General features: G+C 68.7%; 16 protein-coding genes. 10 read left to right on the top strand and 6 right to left on the bottom strand.

Going from position 1 to position 18,483, the window contains the following annotated elements; translation table 11 throughout:
• Window positions 1-14: 14 nt before the first annotated feature.
• Together glgB and ACJH71_RS21805 are read right to left on the bottom strand one after the other, a co-directional pair.
• Window positions 15-2,243, bottom strand: coding sequence for a 1,4-alpha-glucan branching protein GlgB (glgB, locus tag ACJH71_RS21800; RefSeq protein ID WP_406760066.1), 2,229 nt, complete (start codon window positions 2,241-2,243; stop codon window positions 15-17).
• Complete coding sequence (locus ACJH71_RS21805) at window positions 2,243-4,279, bottom strand: alpha-1,4-glucan--maltose-1-phosphate maltosyltransferase (protein WP_406760067.1); 2,037 nt, start codon at window positions 4,277-4,279, stop codon at window positions 2,243-2,245. Before ACJH71_RS21805 ends, glgB begins: the two co-directional genes overlap by 1 nt.
• A 121-nt stretch (window positions 4,280-4,400) precedes the next feature.
• On the opposite strand from ACJH71_RS21805, the gene glgP reads away from it, so the two are divergent.
• On the top strand, window positions 4,401-6,983 hold the full coding sequence (glgP, locus tag ACJH71_RS21810; protein WP_406760068.1) for an alpha-glucan family phosphorylase: 2,583 nt from the start codon (window positions 4,401-4,403) through the stop codon (window positions 6,981-6,983).
• A gap of 29 nt (window positions 6,984-7,012) precedes the next feature.
• Here glgP and ACJH71_RS21815 read toward each other — a convergent pair whose 3' ends face one another.
• Genes ACJH71_RS21815 through ACJH71_RS21825 form a run of 3 tightly spaced genes read right to left on the bottom strand, consistent with a single transcriptional unit; the run spans window position 7,013 to window position 10,877 of the window.
• Complete coding sequence (locus ACJH71_RS21815; protein WP_406760069.1) at window positions 7,013-8,455, bottom strand: neutral zinc metallopeptidase; 1,443 nt, start codon at window positions 8,453-8,455, stop codon at window positions 7,013-7,015.
• 20 nt (window positions 8,456-8,475) lie between these two features.
• Complete coding sequence (locus ACJH71_RS21820) at window positions 8,476-10,458, bottom strand: ATP-dependent DNA helicase (RefSeq protein WP_406760070.1); 1,983 nt, start codon at window positions 10,456-10,458, stop codon at window positions 8,476-8,478.
• Window positions 10,459-10,502: 44 nt separating this feature from the next.
• Window positions 10,503-10,877 (bottom strand): nuclear transport factor 2 family protein, encoded by a 375-nt coding sequence (locus ACJH71_RS21825; protein ID WP_406760071.1) that lies wholly within the window; start codon window positions 10,875-10,877, stop codon window positions 10,503-10,505.
• Between the two features lie 72 nt (window positions 10,878-10,949).
• Here ACJH71_RS21825 and ACJH71_RS21830 point away from each other — a divergent pair, with 72 nt between their 5' ends.
• Complete coding sequence (locus tag ACJH71_RS21830) at window positions 10,950-11,216, top strand: YdeI/OmpD-associated family protein (protein ID WP_065039541.1); 267 nt, start codon at window positions 10,950-10,952, stop codon at window positions 11,214-11,216.
• Between the two features lie 8 nt (window positions 11,217-11,224).
• On the opposite strand, the gene ACJH71_RS21835 is transcribed toward ACJH71_RS21830, so the two are convergent.
• The gene (locus tag ACJH71_RS21835; RefSeq protein WP_406760072.1) at window positions 11,225-12,535 is read right to left on the bottom strand and encodes a nicotinate phosphoribosyltransferase; all 1,311 of its coding nucleotides are present in this window, start codon (window positions 12,533-12,535) and stop codon (window positions 11,225-11,227) included.
• A gap of 55 nt (window positions 12,536-12,590) precedes the next feature.
• Between ACJH71_RS21835 and clpS the strand changes: the two genes are divergently transcribed.
• The 8 genes from clpS to rdgB all read left to right on the top strand — a co-directional run bounded on the left by clpS (window position 12,591) and on the right by rdgB (window position 18,338).
• Window positions 12,591-12,905 (top strand): ATP-dependent Clp protease adapter ClpS, encoded by a 315-nt coding sequence (clpS, locus tag ACJH71_RS21840; RefSeq protein WP_406760073.1) that lies wholly within the window; start codon window positions 12,591-12,593, stop codon window positions 12,903-12,905.
• A 29-nt stretch (window positions 12,906-12,934) separates the two neighbouring features.
• A complete protein-coding gene (locus ACJH71_RS21845) occupies window positions 12,935-13,522 on the top strand; it encodes a DUF2017 domain-containing protein (RefSeq protein WP_406760074.1) in 588 nt (195 codons plus the stop codon).
• Between the two features lie 5 nt (window positions 13,523-13,527).
• The gene (locus ACJH71_RS21850; protein ID WP_406760080.1) at window positions 13,528-14,598 is read left to right on the top strand and encodes a P1 family peptidase; all 1,071 of its coding nucleotides are present in this window, start codon (window positions 13,528-13,530) and stop codon (window positions 14,596-14,598) included.
• 1 nt (window position 14,599) lies between these two features.
• Entirely contained in the window at window positions 14,600-15,259 is a 660-nt protein-coding gene (locus ACJH71_RS21855; RefSeq protein ID WP_406760075.1) for a rhomboid family intramembrane serine protease, read from the top strand.
• Complete coding sequence (gene murI, locus ACJH71_RS21860; RefSeq protein WP_406760076.1) at window positions 15,256-16,062, top strand: glutamate racemase; 807 nt, start codon at window positions 15,256-15,258, stop codon at window positions 16,060-16,062. The genes ACJH71_RS21855 and murI overlap by 4 nt, the downstream gene beginning before the upstream one ends.
• 80 nt (window positions 16,063-16,142) lie before the next feature.
• Window positions 16,143-16,919, top strand: coding sequence for a cyclic nucleotide-degrading phosphodiesterase (locus ACJH71_RS21865; protein ID WP_406760077.1), 777 nt, complete (start codon window positions 16,143-16,145; stop codon window positions 16,917-16,919).
• 22 nt (window positions 16,920-16,941) lie between these two features.
• On the top strand, window positions 16,942-17,721 hold the full coding sequence (gene rph, locus ACJH71_RS21870) for a ribonuclease PH (RefSeq protein ID WP_406760078.1): 780 nt from the start codon (window positions 16,942-16,944) through the stop codon (window positions 17,719-17,721).
• Between the two features lie 8 nt (window positions 17,722-17,729).
• Window positions 17,730-18,338 carry an RdgB/HAM1 family non-canonical purine NTP pyrophosphatase gene (gene rdgB, locus ACJH71_RS21875; protein WP_406760079.1) on the top strand — a complete coding sequence of 203 codons (609 nt, stop codon included), beginning with the start codon at window positions 17,730-17,732 and terminating at the stop codon, window positions 18,336-18,338.
• Window positions 18,339-18,483 lie beyond the last annotated feature (145 nt).

Genomic DNA, 18,483 nt, shown 5'->3' on the forward strand with positions numbered 1-18,483 from the left:
CCGGTGGGCCCCCGCTACTCGGGCGCCAGCCACACGGCCGATAGGGCCGGCAGCACCAGCACCGCGGAGGCCGGACGGCCATGCCACGGATCGTCGGTGGCCAAGACCCCGCCCAGATTGCCCGCACCATAACCGCGGTAGCCGACCGCATCGGTGTTGAGCACCTCACGCCAGCGGCCGGCCCGGGGCAGCCCCAGGTGGTAATCGGCGTGGGTGACGCCGGCGAAATTGAACACACAGGCCAGCACTGACCCGTCGGTGCCGTAGCGCAGGAAGCTCAGCACGTTGTTGGCCGAGTCGTTGGCATCGATCCAGGAGTAGCCCCGCGGGTCGGCGTCCTGGGTCCACAAGGCGGGCAGCGCGCGGTAGTGGGCGTTGAGGTCGCTGACCAGGCGCAGGATGCCGGGGGAGTAGCCGTCGGGCTCACTTTGGGGGTCGAGCTGGAACCAGTCGACGCCGCGTTCGTTGCACCACTCAGCGCGCTGGCCGAATTCCTGGCCCATGAACAGCAATTGCTTGCCGGGATGCGCCCACTGGTAGGCCAGCAGTGCGCGCAGGCCGGCAGCCTTGTGGTGGGCCTCTTGATGGCCGAAGCCGGGCATCCTGGACCACAGGGTGCCCTTGCCGTGCACCACCTCGTCGTGGCTGACCGGCAGCACGTAGTTCTCGCTGAACGCGTACAGCATCGAGAACGTCATGTTGTGGTGGTGGTAGCTGCGGTGCACCGGATCGTGGCCGAGGTAGGCCAGGGTGTCATGCATCCAGCCCATGTTCCATTTCATCGAAAATCCCAGTCCGCCAAGGCTGGTGTCCCGGGTGACTCCCGGCCAGGAGGTGGACTCCTCGGCGATGGTCACGATGCCCGGCGCGATCCGGTGGGTGGTCGCGTTCAACTCCTGCAGGAACTGCACCGCCTCCAGGTTCTCGCGGCCGCCGTGGATGTTGGGGGTCCACCCGCCGTGCGGGCGCGAATAGTCCAGGTAGAGCATCGACGCGACGGCGTCCACCCGCAGCCCGTCCACGTGGAACTCGGTCAGCCAATACAGCGCATTGGCGACCAGGAAGTTGCGAACCTCTGGGCGGCCGAAGTCGAAGACGTAGGTGCCCCAGTCGAGTTGCTCACCGCGGCGCGGATCGGAGTGCTCATAGAGCGGAGTCCCGTCGAATCGGCCCAGTGCCCAGTCATCCTTGGGGAAGTGCGCCGGCACCCAGTCCACGATGACGCCGATACCGGCACCGTGCAGCGCGTCGACCAGCGCCCGGAAGTCGTCGGGGGTGCCGAACCGCGCGGTCGGCGCGTAGTACGACGTCACCTGGTATCCCCACGACCCGCCGAACGGATGCTCCGCTATCGGCAGCAGCTCGACATGGGTGAAGCCTTGCTGGACAACATATTCGGTGAGTTCGATCGCCAGCTGGCGGTAGGTGAGCCCCGGACGCCACGAGCCCAGATGGACTTCGTAGGTGCTCATCGGCTCGCTGACCGGGTCGCGCGTGGCGCGTTGTGCCATCCAGTCGGCGTCGTTCCAGGTGTAGTCGCTGACCGTCACCATCGATGCGGTGCGCGGCGGTACCTCGGTGGCGTAGGCGAACGGATCGGCCCGCTCGGTGACGGCGCCGTCGGCACCGTGGACGCGGAACTTGTAGAGGCCGGCGGTGGGGAAGTCGGGCCAGAACACTTCCCAGATGCCGGAGGAGCCCAACGACCTCAGCGGGGTGTCGTCACCGGCCCAGCCGTTGAAATCACCGATCAGACTCACCCCGGTGGCGTTGGGCGCCCACACCGCGAAGGACACGCCGGACACCTCGCCGTCGGGTGTGGTGAAGCTGCGGTGCTGAGCCCCCATCACCTCCCAGAGACGTTCGTGGCGTCCCTCGGCGAACAGATAGAGGTCGAACTCACCCAGGGTTGGTGCAAACCGGTACCCGTCGGCGACCGTTTGCACGCCGGTGGGCTCGGCGAACTCAGCTGTGTCCGGGTAGTGCACCTCGAGCCGGTAGTCGATGAGTCCGGTGAACGGCAGGGCCGCCGCGAACAACCCGGAGCCCAGATCGCGCATGGGGAAGCGTTCGGTACCGACGAGCAGCACTACGCGCCGAGCGCGCGGGCGCAGCGTCCGGACGACGGTGGTCTTGCCATATTCGTGAGCGCCCAGGACGGAGTGCGGATCGTGGTGTTCACCGTCGCGCAGCCGGGCCAGATCGGCAGGATGGGGTGCCAGGTGTCGGGTCATCGTGCTCATCAGCGGCGCAGCTGCTCGATGCGGGCACCGGCATTGATCGGCGGCATGGTGACGATGTGAGCGACCGCTCGTGCCGGGTCCAGCCGCACGTAATTGTCCTGGCCCCAGTTGTAGTCCTCGCCGCTGATCTGGTCACGCACCCAGAAGCGTTGGTAATCAGGCATTCCCAGTGCCCACATGTCCAGGTGCAGTGTCGCCTGCTCGGCGCCGAACGGATTCAGTGTGACGACCACCAGCACGGTGTCACCGGTAGCCGGGTCGAACTTGCTGTAGGCCAGCAACGCGTCATTGTCGACATGATGGAAGTGCACGGTGCGCAGCTGGTTGAAAGCCGGATGCAGGCGTCGAATCTCGTTGAGCCGGGCGATGAACGGCTCCAGGGAGCGTCCTTCGGCTACAGCGCCGGCGAAGTCGCGGGGCCGAAGCTCGTACTTCTCCGAATCGAGGTACTCCTCGCTGCCCTCGTGCACTGCACGGTCCTCGAACAACTCGAATCCGGAGTACACGCCCCACGCCGGGCCCAGCGTCGCCGCCAGTACCGCACGAATGGCGAACATCCCGGGGCCGCCGTGCTGCAGGCTGGCGTGCAGGATGTCGGGGGTGTTGACGAACAGATTCGGCCGGCGGAAGTCGGCGAGCTCGGCGATCTGCCGGCCGAACTCGGTGAGCTCGGACTTCGTTGTCCGCCAGGTGAAGTACGAATAGGACTGGGTGAATCCCAGCTTGGCCAGTCCGTACTGGCGCGCCGGTGGGGTGAAAGCCTCGGACAGAAACAGCACATCCGGGTCGATGTTCTTGACCGCGCCGATCAACCAGAGCCAGAAGTCCGGGGGCTTGGTGTGCGGGTTGTCGACCCGAAAGATCTTCACCCCGTGGTCCATCCAGAACCGGACCACCCGCAGTACCTCCGCGTACAGGCCGGCCGGATCGTTGTCGAAGTTCAGCGGGTAGATGTCCTGGTACTTCTTCGGTGGGTTTTCCGCGTAGGCGATGGTGCCGTCAGGTAGCTCGGTGAACCATTCCCGATGCCGGGTGGCCCAGGGGTGATCCGGTGCGCACTGCAGCGCCAGGTCCAGCGCGACCTCCAGGTCGAGCCGGTGCGCCGCCGCGACGAAGGCGTCGAAGTCGCCGATGTCGCCCAGTTCCGGATGCACCGCATCGTGGCCGCCCTCGGCGCTGCCGATGGCCCACGGTGAACCCACATCACCGGGTTCGGCGGTCGCGGAGTTGTTGCGGCCCTTGCGGTGTACTCGGCCGATGGGGTGGACCGGTGGCAGGTACACCACGTCGAAACCCATCTCCGCGATCCGGGGCAGCGCCGCGGCCGCCGTGGCGAACGTGCCGTGCACGGGCCGGCCCTCGGCATCCCAGCCACCGGTAGAGCGCGGGAACATCTCGTACCATGCGCCGCGGCGCGCCAACGGCCGATCCACCCAGACCTGATACTCGACGCTGGGGGTGACTAGGTCACGCAGTGGATAACGGGCCAGCAGCTCGTCGAGTTCGGCAGACAGCGCCGGCGCCGCCCGCGACACCGGATCGCCTGGGGCACGCAACGCGGCGGCCGCCGCCAGCACCGGTTCACGCCGTGCGGATGGCACTCCGGCTGCGGCGCGGTCGAACAACGCGGCGCCGAGCAACAGATCATTGGACAGCTCGGCCGCGGCCTGGCCGGCGTCGAGCTTGGCGGTCACCGCGTGCCGCCAGCTCTGCAGCGGATCCCCCCAGCCCTCGACGCGGAAAGTCCACAAGCCGACGGCGTCGGGAGTGAAGGCGCCGTGAAACACGTAGGCGTCGAACCCGGTGTGCATGGGCAGCTGCAGTGCCGAGCCGGTCGAGGCCGCGGGCGGGGGATCGCCGGGCAGCGGGTAGCGGAGCCCCACGTAGCGCACCGCCAACGTCGCCGCGACGGCCTCGTGGCCTTCACGCCAGACCGTGGCCTTGACCGGCACGGTCTCACCGACCACGGCCTTGGCCGGGTAACGGCCGCAGGAGACGACCGGTTCGACATCGTCGACCTCGACTCGGCCAGCCACCGCACTCCGTTCGTCGTCGGGCTCTATGTGCCCACGTTAACCGTCCGGCGACGCCGACCGGAACCGAGCGAGGTGTTCACAACCGAATCTCGGCAGCCTCAGCTTCGGTAAGGTGGCGACAGTGAAGGCCCTCCGCCGGTTCACCGTTCGCGCCCACCTGCCCCAGAGACTGCTGGCACTCGAGCAGCTGTCGATGAACCTGCGCTGGTCGTGGGAGCAGCCGACTCAGGAATTGTTCGCCGCCATCGACCCCGAATTGTGGGACGGGTGTGGGCGTGACCCGGTAGCGCTGCTGGGAGCGGTCAGCCCCGCGCGGCTCGAGGAGCTGTCCGCCGATCAGGAGTTCACCGGCCGGCTTGACGCGCTGTCTGCCGACCTCACGGCGTACTTGACCAGGCCGAGGTGGTACCAGCACCAGCAGGACGGCGGGGCGGCGCTGCCGGCGGCGATCGCTTACTTCTCGATGGAATTCGGTGTCGCCGAAGCTCTGCCCAACTACTCGGGCGGCCTGGGGATCTTGGCCGGGGATCACCTCAAGTCGGCGTCGGACCTGGGCGTGCCGTTGATTGCGGTGGGGCTGTACTACCGGTCCGGGTATTTCCGTCAAGCGCTGACCGCCGACGGCTGGCAGCGCGAGACCTATCCGGCACTGGACCCGCAGGGGCTGCCGTTGCGGCTGCTGGTCGATACCGACGGCAGACCGGTGCTGATCGACGTGGCATTGCCGGGTGCCGGTCGGCTGCGGGCCCGGATCTGGGTGGCACAGGTCGGCCGAGTGCCGTTGCTGCTGCTCGATTCCGACATCGGCGAGAACCCGCACCAGCTGCGCGGAATCACCGACCGGTTGTACGGCGGCGACCAGGAGCACCGGATCCGGCAGGAGATCCTGGCTGGCATCGGCGGCGTGCGGGCGATCCGCGAATTCACCCGTTTGCAGGGCATGCCCGATCCCGAGGTCTTTCACATGAACGAGGGGCATGCGGGGTTCCTCGGCGTCGAACGCATCCGTGAGCTGATCGCCGAACAGGGCCTGGATTTCGACACCGCGCTGGCTGTGGTCCGTTCGGCGACCGTGTTCACCACCCACACCCCGGTTCCGGCCGGAATCGACCGATTCCCCGCCGACCTGGTGCGCCGGTACTTCGACGACAGCGTTGACGCCCTGGTCGCCGGCGTGCCCACCGAGCGGATCATGGAACTGGGCGTGGAACACGATCCCGCCATGTTCAACATGGCCCATATGGGCCTGCGGCTGGCGCAGCGCGCCAACGGCGTCTCGCGGCTGCACGGCCGGGTCAGCCGGGTCATGTTCAACGACCTGTGGCCCGGGTTCGACGGCGACGAAGTGCCGATCGGCTCGATCACCAACGGGGTGCACGCGCCGAGTTGGGCTGCGCCGCCGTGGCTGCAGCTCAGTCGCGACGTGGCTGCTCCCGACTCGTTCAGCGAGCCGGCGGCCTGGCAGCGTCTTCAGCAGGTCGATCCGGTGTCGCTGTGGTCCATCCGCTCGCAGCTGCGGGCGCTGCTCGTCGACGAGGTCCGGTTGCGGCTGTTGCAGTCGGGGCTGGAACGCGGCTCCTCGGAAGCCGAGTTGGGCTGGATCGCCACGGCATTCGACCCAGACGTGTTGACCATCGGCTTCGCCCGCCGGGTGCCGACGTACAAGCGGTTGACGCTGATGCTGCGTGATCCCGACCGACTGGAGCAACTGCTGCTCGATGAGCAGCGCCCCGTCCAGCTGATCGTTGCAGGCAAGTCCCATCCGGCCGACAACGACGGTAAGGCGCTGATTCAGCAGGTGGTGCGGTTCGCCGACCGCCCGGAGGTGCGGCACCGCATCGCATTCCTGCCCGACTATGACATGTCGATGGCGCGGCGCCTCTACTCCGGATGCGATGTCTGGCTGAACAATCCGCTGCGCCCGTTGGAGGCCTGTGGTACCTCGGGAATGAAGAGCGCGCTCAACGGCGGGCTGAACCTGTCGATTCGCGACGGCTGGTGGGACGAGTGGTTCGACGGCCAGAACGGCTGGGCGATTCCCACCGCGGACGGCGTCGCCGACGAGAATCGGCGTGACGATCTGGAAGCCGCGGCGCTCTACGACCTGCTGGCGTCATCGGTGGTACCGAGGTTCTATGAACGCGACGACCGGGGCGTGCCGCCGCGATGGATGGAGATGGTGCACCACACGCTGCAGACGCTGGGACCGAAGGTGCTGGCGTCGCGGATGGTGCACGACTACGTGGAGCAGTGTTATGCCCCGGCCGCTCAGTCGGTGCGGCGCACCTGCGAGCCGATCGACGGCGTGCCCTACGGTGCGGCGCGTCAGCTGGCCGACTACCGGCGCCGAGCCGAAGCGGCCTGGCCGCACATCCAGATCACCGACGTCGACAGCACCGGGTTGCCCGACGCGCCCTGGTTGGGGTCGGAGCTGACGCTGACCGCCTCAGTGCGGCTGGCCGGGCTGCGGCCGGACGAGGTGGTGGTGCAGGCGGTGCTGGGCCGGGTGGATTCCGGTGACACCCTGCTGGAGCCGGTCACGGTGGCAATGTCGCACGCTCACACCGACACTGACGGCACGGAAGTGTTCTCCACGACCAGCCGGCTACCGGTCGCCGGATCGGTGGGCTACACCGTGCGGGTGCTGCCGTGCCATCCGTTGCTGTCCGGTGACGCCGAGCTGGGATTGGTCACGTTGGCCTGAGTGCGCGAACCGACGAAGCGCATGCCGCGTCACGGGAAGCGGGCCAGGCAGCGATCGAAATCGCCGAGCACCCCGGTGCGGTAGGCATCGATGCGAGAGAACCCGGCCGGCACCGATTCGCCGTTGATGTCGCCGGCGGCCAGGCCGTTGGTCAGCAGCCCGGCGACCGCTTCGTCCAGATCGCCCGCCGTCAAGGCGATCCTGCCGCCGTTGGAGGTGGTGACGCCCTGGGACAACCGGGTGGTGGCCACCCCCGTGAGGCACGCGGTGCGCAGTGCGGCCGCGGCATTGTCGAGCACCAGGCCGCCGTGCTCGATCTGAACGCGCTGCAGGTACCGCGAGATCAGCGCCGAATAGGCAGTGTTGTCGCCGGTCAGCGTCGCCAACTTCTGGTCCTTGCTGGGGGTGCCCATAGTCTGCAGGGCCGGCAGGTCGACCGCGATGGTGTTGGTCGCCGGGCAATACGAGGCCGGCGGGCTGGGGCGGGCGTCCGAGCACGACGATGCCGCCGCGGTGTCGAAGGTGAGTTTCGGTGGCTGGGCCGGGGTGAACGCAATGTTCATCGCGTCGAGAACCAGCTGCACCGATTCCTCACTGACCGGCACCTCGCCGGTCTCGTCCTGTTGCAGCTGAACGGGCAATTCGCCGCGCCGCCGCTCGATCTCCTTGGCATCGATGGCCTGGCATGACCCGGCGCCGTCGGTGAACCCGAACTGGAACGCTGAGATCCGTTCGAAGGCCGACCCATGCTCGTTGTTGCCGATCGTCTCGTCGGGGCCGAGCAACGGATCGCGCAGCGCCAACATCGCGGCCAACACGCTGTTGAGCCCGTCGCCGGTGCTCAGCGTGAACCGGGGGGAATCGCCCTGGGCCACCCAGCGCAGGTAGACACCGGCTAGGCAGTCGGCCTGTTGCTCGGCCACCAGTGTCGGGGTCTGGCGCCGCTTGGTGATGCCGGCGGTCCGGGCGATCGCGTGGCCGTACTCGTGGGCGAGCACCATGGTGATGGCCATGTCGCCATAGGCGCTGCGCAGCGCGGGCAGCAGCAGCCGGCGATCCCAGCCGATGGTGTTGTCCAGATAGCAGTAGGCGGCATTGACCAGCAGGAAAGTCCTACTGTCACAGAACTTTCCGCGTAGTTGCGCCGGATCCCAGGACAGCAGGGATTTCGCCGGCTTGAACTCACCGTCGAAGGTGTTGGGATAGGTCGTGGTCCAAAACGCCTCGAGGTCGCTGACCGACTGGGCGGCCAGCTGATCGATCCGCCCGCCGTCGGTCCCGTTGACCTCCCGGGTCGGCGGCGGCGCGTCAGGGCGCAGCCCGGTGGGCCCGTCGACGGCCTGCAGGCCGCCCACCCGGAACGGGTCCGCGAACACCGACACGGGTTGTCCGTCGAGCATGCGGGCGCACCCGCTCAGCAACAACACCAGCGTGCAGGCAGTGACGAGCACACGGTGGTTGGCAAGGCGCATGGGGTACCACGATAGTGCGCTCAGGCGCCGCGCAGCCGCTGTAGCGCCAGCTGCACCTTGGCGGTGTCGGTGGTGCCCCAGAACGGCGGCAGTGAGGCCCGCAGGTAACCGGCGTAACGGGCGGTGGCCATCCGGGAGTCGAGTACCGCCACCACGCCCCGGTCGTCGTTCCCGCGCAGCAGCCGGCCGGCGCCCTGGGCCAGCAGCAGCGCCGCGTGGTTGGCGGCCACCGCCATGAAGCCGTTGCCGCCGCGCGCGGTGATGGCGCGCTGCCGAGCGGTCAGCAGCGGATCATCGGGCCGCGGGAACGGGATGCGGTCGATGAGGACCAGCGACAGCGACGGTCCCGGTACGTCAACGCCCTGCCACAGCGACAGCGTGCCGAACAACGAAGTCTCGGCGTCATCGGCGAACTGCTCGACCAGCGCGCCGGTGGTGTCCTCGCCCTGGCACAGCACCGGGGTGTCGAGGCGCTCGCGCATCGCTTCGGCAGCGGCACGTGCCGCCCGCATCGACGAGAACAGGCCCAGGGTTCGGCCACCGGCCGCGGTGATCAGCGCGGTGATCTCGTCGAGTTGTTCGGCGGTGCCGGTGCCGTCGCGTCCGGGTGGCGGCAGGTGCGCGGCGACGTAGAGGATGCCCGCCTTGGCGTGCGCAAACGGCGAGCCGACATCAAGTCCTCGCCAGCGCGCGGCCTGGGGATCCTCGCCGCGCCGCAGACCCCAGTCGCCGGCCATCGCGTCGAAGGAGCCGCCAACCGTTAGCGTCGCCGAGGTCAGCACCGTCGTCGCGCGGGCGAACAGTCGCTCGCGCAGCAGGCCCGCCACCGACAGCGGTGCCACCCGCAACACCGCCCGCACCGAGCCCCGGTTGTCTTCGTGGCTGAGCCAGACCACGTCGTAGCGGTCGGGGATGGCCGGCTCGAACGAGGTCAGGATCCGGGCCGCGGTATCGGCGATCTCGGTCAACGCGGCGACGGATTCCTTGCGCGCGGCCGCGGCCTTGGGATCGGCGGGTGCGGTGTCGATGGCCGCGCGGGCCGCGCCGGCGGCATCGCGCAGGGCGGCCAGATAGGTGGCCAGCTCGTCGTCGAGGTGATCCATTCGGCCGGGGGTGCCGTCGTGAATCGCCGAGCCGAACGTCAGCGATGCGGCGTCGAGACGCTGAACCAGCTCGGGGGAGACCAGCCGGCCGACGCGGCGCACCGCGACGCTGAGCATGGTCGCGCTCAACTCGGCGGTGGCCACCGAGGTCACCCGGTCGGCGAGCTCGTGTGCCTCGTCGATCACCAGCAGGTGATGCTCGGGCAGCACGGTGGTGTCGGAGATGGCGTCGATGGCCAACAGCGCATGGTTGGTGACGACGACGTCGGCCTCGGCGGCGACGGCGCGGGCCCGCTCGGCGAAGCAGTCCGTGCCGTATTCGCAGCGCACGGCGCCCACGCACTCCCGCGCCGAGACGCTGACTTGGGACCAGGACCGTTCCGGTACACCGGGTTTGAGGTCGTCACGGTCGCCGGTGTCGGTGTCTTCAGCCCACGCGGTGAGTCGCTGCACGTCGCGGCCCAGGGCACTTGCTGCGAAGGGATCGAACAGCTCGGCCTGCGGCTCGTTGTCCGACTCTTCGGCTATGCCGCTGTGGACCTTGTTCAGGCACAGATAATTCCGACGGCCTTTGAGCAGTGCGAAGGTCGGACGCCGGGGCAACACCTTTTCCAGGGCACCGGCCAGACGCGGCAGGTCACGGTCGACGAGCTGGCGCTGCAGGGCGATGGTCGCGGTCGACACCACGACCGGGTCTTCGTCGGCCAGCGCCCGCGCGATCGCCGGAACCAGGTAGGCCAGCGACTTGCCAGTACCGGTGCCGGCCTGCACCGCCAGATGCTCGCCGGTGTCGAAGCAGCGCGCCACCGCCTCGGCCATGCGGACCTGGCCCTCGCGTTCGCTGCCGCCCAGTGCGGCTACCGCGGCGGCGAGCAGCTCGGATACGGACGGGTCAGCCATGGTGTGCACACGGTAGCCCGCTTTGCGATCTGCACGCTCATCCGTCAGGCCGTGGCGGCGGACCGGGCCACCAGATAGGTTCCGTGCCCTTCGATGACCAAGCCGTCGTGGGCGAAACGCAGGACCTCGTTGACGAGTCCGCCGTTCTGGTTGCGGTAGTTGATGACGATGGTGTCGATACCGCGGTATACGTCTTCGACGACGAAATGCAGATCCGGCATGCGCTGCAGAGCGCCGGACCAATAGTGCCGCAACGCGGCCTTGCCGCGGATCACCCCGGCCGTCTCGGGATACATCTGCGCAGCTACCGGGGAGGTGAACACCACGTGGTCGTGAAAGTGCGCCAGCACCGCGTCCACGTCGTGGTTATTCCAGTCCCGCGCCCAGTCCTGGCTGAACGTCGCGGCATCGATATCCATACCCGTGCACGGTAGCGACACCGGCGTCGGCGCCCCACCCATTTTCCCGCCGTGGGCCGCTACCCTGAGGCGATGAGCAGCCAGCGATTGCCAGGCGGCGCAGTGCATGAACTTCCCGATGACCTGCGTGACGGGCTGACCGTCAGTGCCGCGGCATTGGCTGCGTGGCTGGACATTACGCCCTTGGCGCGCAACGAGTTCATCTGCTGGGTCGAGGACGCCAAGCAGCAGGCGACCCGTGAGCGCCGGATTCGCCGCACGCGTGAGGAGCTCGAAGAAGGCATGCGCCGCCCGTGCTGCTGGCCCGGGTGCAAGCACCGGGAACGCAACGGCAAGTAGCACGGCGCTCAGTCACCACCGGGCACCAGCCGCGTCGGGATCGCCGGTTCGCCGTGCGCGAGTTTGAGCCCCTCCCACGGCAGGCTGTGCAGCCCGGCCACCACGCGCTCGCGCGCCGCGGCCAGCGCCGTCGCCCCGGTCTCGGTCAGCACGTCACCGCCACGCACCAGCGGAACGGTCAATGTCCGGGCCCGCGCGTCCGCTGCCGGTGGGTGACCGGCCGGGTAGACGACCTCGTCGGTGACGATGCCGCTTTCGCGGGCGATCCGCAGCGCCTGTTTGAGACCGCCCTGCGACTCTTTGCCGGTGCTGCGCTTGTGCACGGGCTTGCCGTCCACCTCGACCAGTTTGTAGACGAACCCGGCCGCGGGCACTCCTGAGCCGGTCACCAAGGCGGTGCCGACGCCGTAGCTGTCCACCGGCGCGGCCCGCAGCGCCGCGATGCCGTATTCGTCGAGGTCACCGGAGACCACGACCTTGGTGCCGGTGGCACCCAGCCGGTCCAGCTGGTCACGGACCTGATGGGCCAACACCGCCAACTCCCCGGAGTCGATGCGGACCGCGCCGAGTCCCGGTCCGGCCGCCGCGACGGCGTTGGCCACCCCGGTGGTGACGTCATAGGTGTCCACCAGCAGCGTGGTGTCGACGCCTTGGGCGGCGACCTGGGCGCGGAACGCCGCCAACTCGCCGTCGGCGCCGGTATGCAGCAGGGTGAAGGCATGTGCGCTGGTGCCCAACACCGGCACACCGAAGCGGCGGTGCGCCTCCAGGTTGGAGGTTCCGGCAAACCCCGCCAGGTAGGCGGCCCGGGCCGCGGCCACGGCGGCTTGCTCGTGAGTGCGGCGTGAGCCCATTTCGATCAGTGGTCGGCCGCCGGCCGCGTTGACCATGCGAGCGGCCGCCGAGGCGATCGCGGTGTCGTGGTTGAAGATCGACAGCAACAGTGTCTCCAGCACGACGCACTCAGCGAAGCTGCCCTGCACGCTGAGCACCGGAGACCCGGCGAAATACAGCTCGCCTTCGGGATAGCCGTCGATGTCGCCGCGGAAGCGGAAATCCGCCAGGAAATTCACAGTCGCGCGATCCAGGAACCCCGAGAGCAGATCCAGCGCGGCGTCGTCGAAGGTGAACTCGGCCAGGGCCTGCAGAAAGCGGTCAGTGCCGGCGACCACCCCGTAGCGGCGCGCCTCGGGCAGGCGGCGGGTGAACATCTCAAAGCCGGCCCGCCGACCGGCCGTGCCGTCGCGCAGCGCCGCGGCGAGCATGGTCAGCTCGTACTTGTCGGTGAGCAGCCCGCCGCACCGGGCCGGAGAGTTCACCCATCAACCGTATCGGCTGGACTGCACCCCACCTCGGCTCGGTATCCTGACCAGTATGGCCACGTCAGCACCGACGTCCGCCCCGGTGAAACCGCAGGGCACCGGACAGCGGCACGCCGACCCGGTCGAGGAGACGGCGTCCCCCTGGGTGACCATCGTCTGGGACGACCCGGTCAACCTGATGACCTATGTGACCTACATCTTCCAGAAGCTGTTCGGCTACAGCGAGCAGCACGCGACCAAGCTGATGCTGCAGGTGCACCACGAGGGCAAGGCCGTGGTGTCGGCGGGAAGCCGTGAGTCGATGGAGGTCGACGTGTCCAAGCTGCATGCCGCCGGGTTGTGGGCGACCCTGCAGCAGGACCGCTGAGACTCAACCGAAGGGAACCGGACTTCACCGTGCAGAAATGGAAGCGGGTAGAGACCGACGACGGGCCCCGCTTCCGGTCTGCGCTGGCCCTTCATGAGGCCGCGCTGCTCCGGAACCTGGTGGGCTCGATCGTCGGGATGCTCGACGCACGGGAGTCTTCTTCTCCACCAGACGAACTTGAACAGATCACCGGGATACGAACCGGCAACACCCGAACGCCCGAAGACGCCACGACACGCCGGCTGCTGCCGGATTTCTACCGCGCCGAAGGCGGTGAGGACGGCTCGGGCGTCGACGCGGGCGGCCTGAACGCAGCGCTGCGCAGTCTGCACGAACCGGGGATCATCGACGCCAAACGTGGCGCGGCACAACAAGTGCTGGCCACCGTTCCCGAACAGGGCGGCCGTTTCGAGTTGACCGAAGAGCAGGCCAACGCCTGGATCGCCGCGGTCAACGACATCCGCCTCGCGCTGGGCGCCGTGCTCAAGATCGGCCCCGATGGCCCCGATCAGCTGGCGGCGGGTGATCCAATGGCTGGTCAGCTCAACGTGTATCAGTGGCTCACCGTGCTGCAGGAATTCCTGGTGGTCGCCCTGATGGGAAGGTCCAGGCGATGACAGGGATGGGTTCGATCACCGACGTCGCCGGCATCCGGGTGGGCCACCACCAGCGGATCGATCCGGACGCGACCCTGGGCTCGGGCTGGGCCACCGGCGTCACCGTCGTTCTGGCACCACCCGGGACGGTCGGTGCCGTCGACGGTCGCGGTGGGGCACCGGGCACCCGCGAGACCGACCTGCTGGACCCGGCCAACAGCGTGCGCTGGGTGGACGCGGTGGTGCTCTCCGGCGGCAGTGCTTACGGACTGGCCACCGCCGACGGCGTGATGACCTGGTTGGAGGAGCAGGGCCGCGGCGTAGCGCTGGACGGCGGCGTCGTACCGATCGTGCCGGCCGCGGTCATCTTCGACCTGCCGGTCGGCGGCTGGGATCGACGGCCCACCGCCGAATTCGGCTACGCCGCCGCGGACGCGGCCGCCGGACCCGACGGCGAACATCCTGCGTCGGGCAGCGTCGGCGCCGGAGCGGGGGCGCGCGCCGGGGTCTTCAAGGGTGGCGTGGGCACCGCGTCGATGACGCTCGAACTCGGGGACGACGTGGTCACCGTGGGGGCGATCGTGGTGGTGAACCCCACCGGCGAACTCATCGACCCCACCACCGGTCTGCCTTGGTCGACGCTGCTCATCGAAGAATTCGGTCTGACGGCGCCGCCGTCCGAACAGTTGGCGATCCTCGCCGGGCTGGAGCCTAAAACCCTGGCGCTCAACACCACCATCGCCGTGGTGGCCACCGACGCCGCGCTCAGCCCGGCCGGCTGCCGCCGGGTGGCGATCGCCGCGCAGGACGGGCTGGCCCGCACCATCCGGCCCTCGCACACTCCGGTGGATGGCGACACGGTGTTCGCCTTGTCGACCGGGACCGTCGAGGTTGCGCCGCTGCCGGGAACACCGGCTGCGATGTCCCCGGAGACGGGCTTGGTTGCGGCGGTCGGCGCCGCGGCGGCGGACACTCTAGCCCGGGCGGTGCTGTCGGGGTTGCTGTGTGCCGATCCGGTGGCCGGAATCCCGACCTACCGGGGCACCGTGCCCGGCGCATTCGCCGACCGGCCCGGTGACCGGTCGGGAAGGCCGTGAGATGGGCATGACTCCCCGCGGTGCGGCAGCACCGGCACCGCCGCCCGAGGAGAAATCCCTCTGGCGCACCGGCGGGGCCACCATCATCGCGTTCGTCGGGCTGCTCTACCTGGTCGAAGCCGTGGATCAGGTCGGCGGACACCGGTTGGACCACAACGGCATCCGGCCGCTGGAAACCGACGGCCTGTGGGGAGTGCTGTTCGCCCCGCTGTTGCACGCGAACTGGGCGCATCTGCTGGCCAACACCGGCCCCGCGCTGGTGCTGGGCTTCTTGTTGACGTTGACCGGGCTGTCCCGGTTTGTGCTGGCCACCGCGATCATCTGGATTGTCGGGGGACTGGGGACGTGGCTGATCGGCAACGTCGGGTCATCGTGCGGGCCGACGGACCACATCGGCGCCTCCGGCCTGATCTTCGGCTGGCTGGCCTTCCTGGTGGTGTTCGGGTGGTTCACCCGGCGGATCTGGCAGATCCTGGTCGGGCTCGTGGTGCTGTTCCTCTACGGCGGAATTCTGTGGGGAGCGGTGCCGGTACTCAACGTCTGCGGCGGGGTGTCCTGGCAGGGCCACCTGTGCGGGGCGCTCGCCGGCGTGTTGGCCGCCTATTGGCTGGCGGGTCCAGAACGTAAGGCCCGGAAACTTCGGCGGGGGGCAGCTGCGTGAGCCCGATCGGAATCTTCGACTCCGGCGTCGGCGGGTTGACCGTAGCCCGATCGATCATCGACCAGTTGCCCGACGAGGACATCATCTACGTCGGCGACACCGGCAACGGACCCTACGGCCCGCTGAGCATCCCCGAGGTCCGCGCTCACGCCCTGGCCATCGGGGACGACCTGGTCGCGCGCGGCATCAAGGCGTTGGTGATCGCCTGCAACACCGCATCGGCGGCGTGCCTGCGTGATGCGCGGGAACGCTACGACGTACCGGTCATCGAGGTGATCCTGCCGGCGGTGCGCCGGGCGGTAGCAACCACCCGCAACGGCCGCATCGGAGTGATCGGGACCCAGGCGACCATCGCCAGTCACGCCTACCAGGATGCGTTCGCCGCCGCCCGTGACACCGAGATCACCGCGGTGGCCTGCCCGCGCTTTGTCGACTTCGTCGAACGCGGGATCACCAGTGGCCGGCAGGTGTTGGGACTGGCCGAGGGGTATCTGGAGCCGCTGCAACGTGCCGGGGTCGACACCCTGGTGTTGGGCTGCACGCATTACCCGCTGTTGTCGGGATTGATCCAGCTCGCGATGGGTGAGCAGGTGACGCTGGTGTCCAGCGCCGAAGAGACCGCCAAGGAACTGTTGCGGGTGCTGAGCGAGCGTGATCTCCTACGGCCACATGAGGCCGCCCCGGCAACGCGGGTCTTCGAAGCCACCGGTGATCCAGAGGCGTTTGCTGACCTGGCTACCCGGTTTTTGGGACCGGCCATCACCGGCGTCGGACCCGTCCACCGCCACGCCCCATTGCACTAGTCGGTGATTTCGATGACGAATAGTGAGCAAAGCGACGGTGTCTTCGTCATGCTCGCGGCGAACATGGCACAGTAGGGAACGTGCGACTGACCGTGCTGGGCTGCTCCGGCAGTGTGGTGGGTCCGGACTCGCCGGCATCGGGTTACCTGTTGCAGGCGCCGGACTCGCCGCCGCTGGTAATCGACTTCGGAGGTGGGGTCCTCGGCGCCCTGCAACGCCATGTCGATCCGGGGTCGGTCCACGTGTTGTTGTCGCACTTGCATGCCGACCACTGCCTGGATCTGCCCGGGCTGTTCGTCTGGCGCCGCTACCACCCGTCGGTGGCGATCAAGCCGTTCGCCAAGGGCCTGCTCTACGGGCCCAGCGACACCTGGTCGCGGATGGGCGCGGCGTCATCGCCCTACGGCGGCGAGATCGACGACATCACCGACATCTTCGACGTCCGCTCTTGGGTGGACGGTGAGCCGGTCTCCTTCGGGGAGCTGCGTGTGCAGCCCGGTCTGGTGTCGCATCCGACCGAGTCGTACGGGATGCGGATCACCGATCCGTCCGGCGCGTTGCTGGTCTACAGCGCGGACACCGGCTACTGCGATGCGGTGATCGAGTTGGCGCGCGGCGCCGATGTGTTCTTGTGTGAGGCGTCGTGGACCCATGAGGCCAACCGTCCCCCCAACCTGCACCTGTCGGGTACCGAGGCCGGGCGCATCGCCGCGGCCGCGGGTGTCGGACAACTGCTGCTGACCCACATCCCGCCCTGGACCTCGCGTGAGGACGTGATCGGGGAGGCCAAGGCGGAGTTCGACGGCCCGGTGCACGCCGTGGTGTGCGACGAGTCGTTCGACATCACGAAGTCGTGATCTGACCCGCTAGGGTTGTCGCGTGTCCAAACGAGAAGACGGTCGCCTCGACGACGAGCTTCGCCCGGTCGTCATCACCCGCGGCTTCACCGCCAATCCCGCCGGATCGGTTCTGGTCGAATTCGGCAACACCCGGGTCATGTGCACGGCCAGCGTCACCGAAGGTGTTCCGCGCTGGCGCAAGGGCTCCGGTCGCGGTTGGCTGACCGCCGAGTACGCCATGCTGCCCGCCGCCACCCACACCCGCTCGGACCGCGAATCGGTCAAGGGCCGCGTCGGCGGGCGCACCCAGGAGATCAGCCGGCTGGTGGGTCGCTCGCTGCGCGCCTGCATCGACCTGGCCGCGCTGGGGGAGAACACCATCGCGATCGACTGCGACGTACTGCAGGCCGACGGCGGCACCCGCACCGCGGCGATCACCGGCGCCTATGTGGCGCTCGCCGATGCGGTCACCTACCTGTCGGCCGCCGGTAGGTTGTCTGACCCCCGCCCGCTGTCGTGCGCGATCTCAGCCGTCAGCGTCGGCGTGGTCGACGGCCGGGTCCGCGTCGACCTCCCCTACGAGGAGGACTCGCGCGCCGAGGTCGACATGAACGTTGTCGCCACCGACACCGGAACACTGGTCGAGATCCAGGGCACCGGCGAGGGTGCGACGTTCCCGCGCTCGACCCTGGACAAGATGCTCGACGCGGCGCTGGCCGCCTGCGAGAAGCTGTTCGTGGTGCAGCGCGAAGCGCTGGCACTGCCGTATCCGGGCGTGCTGCCGGAGGGGCCGGCGCCGAAGAAGGCGTTCGGCAGCTGACCACGCCGGTGACGCAACTGTTGGTGGCCAGCCGCAACCGCAAGAAGCTGGCCGAACTGAGCCGGGTACTGGAGCACGCCGGAGTGTCGGGCGTGCAGCTGGTTTCGCTCGATGACGTGCCGCCGTATCCCGAAGCGCCGGAAACTGCCGCGACGTTCGAGGAGAACGCTCTGGCTAAAGCGCGTGACGGCTACGCGGCGACCGGATTGCCTTGTGTCGCAGATGATTCGGGTTTGACCGTCGCTGCGCTCAACGGTATGCCCGGAGTGCTGTCGGCGCGCTGGTCGGGTGGTCATGGCGACGACGCAGCCAACACCGCGCTGTTGTTGGCGCAGCTGCGCGACGTGCCTGATGAGCGACGCGGCGCGGCGTTCGTGTCCGCGTGCGCGCTGGTATGGGGCAACGGAGCCGAGCACCAGGTGGTGGTGCGCGGCGAGTGGGCGGGCAGCATCGCTGCCGAACCGCACGGCGACGGCGGGTTCGGCTACGACCCGGTGTTCGTCCCGGCGGGCACCGACCGCACCGCCGCGCAGTTGAGCCCGGCCGAAAAGGATGCCGCATCGCACCGCGGCCGGGCGCTGGAGTTGCTGCTGCCGGCGCTGCGTTCGCTGGCCTAACGACGCCGCGGAGGCCTCAGAGGCCGACACCCTCTGGCCGAACGTGAAGCTGCCTTCACTCTGGGTGGCTCAAAGTCAAGTGGCTAGTGCAACGCCGCTAGGCGGCTTGATCGAGGAGGGCGGCTAGGCGTTGGGCCGGGGTATC

This window comes from Mycobacterium sp. SMC-15, assembly GCF_045310925.1.
Classification (GTDB): Bacteria; Actinomycetota; Actinomycetes; order Mycobacteriales; family Mycobacteriaceae; genus Mycobacterium.

What these genes read in the sequence shown, in the direction of transcription:
- ACJH71_RS21830 (WP_065039541.1), top strand. Translation starts at nt 10,950, where the DNA reads ATGAGCAGCCAGCGATTGCCAGGCGGCGCAGTGCATGAACTTCCCGAT.
- ACJH71_RS21825 (WP_406760071.1), bottom strand. Translation starts at nt 10,877, where the DNA reads ATGGATATCGATGCCGCGACGTTCAGCCAGGACTGGGCGCGGGACTGG.
- glgB (WP_406760066.1), bottom strand. Translation starts at nt 2,243, where the DNA reads ATGAGCACGATGACCCGACACCTGGCACCCCATCCTGCCGATCTGGCC.
- ACJH71_RS21815 (WP_406760069.1), bottom strand. Translation starts at nt 8,455, where the DNA reads ATGCGCCTTGCCAACCACCGTGTGCTCGTCACTGCCTGCACGCTGGTG.
- ACJH71_RS21855 (WP_406760075.1), top strand. Translation starts at nt 14,600, where the DNA reads ATGGGCATGACTCCCCGCGGTGCGGCAGCACCGGCACCGCCGCCCGAG.
- clpS (WP_406760073.1), top strand. Translation starts at nt 12,591, where the DNA reads ATGGCCACGTCAGCACCGACGTCCGCCCCGGTGAAACCGCAGGGCACC.
- ACJH71_RS21820 (WP_406760070.1), bottom strand. Translation starts at nt 10,458, where the DNA reads ATGGCTGACCCGTCCGTATCCGAGCTGCTCGCCGCCGCGGTAGCCGCA.
- ACJH71_RS21850 (WP_406760080.1), top strand. Translation starts at nt 13,528, where the DNA reads ATGGGTTCGATCACCGACGTCGCCGGCATCCGGGTGGGCCACCACCAG.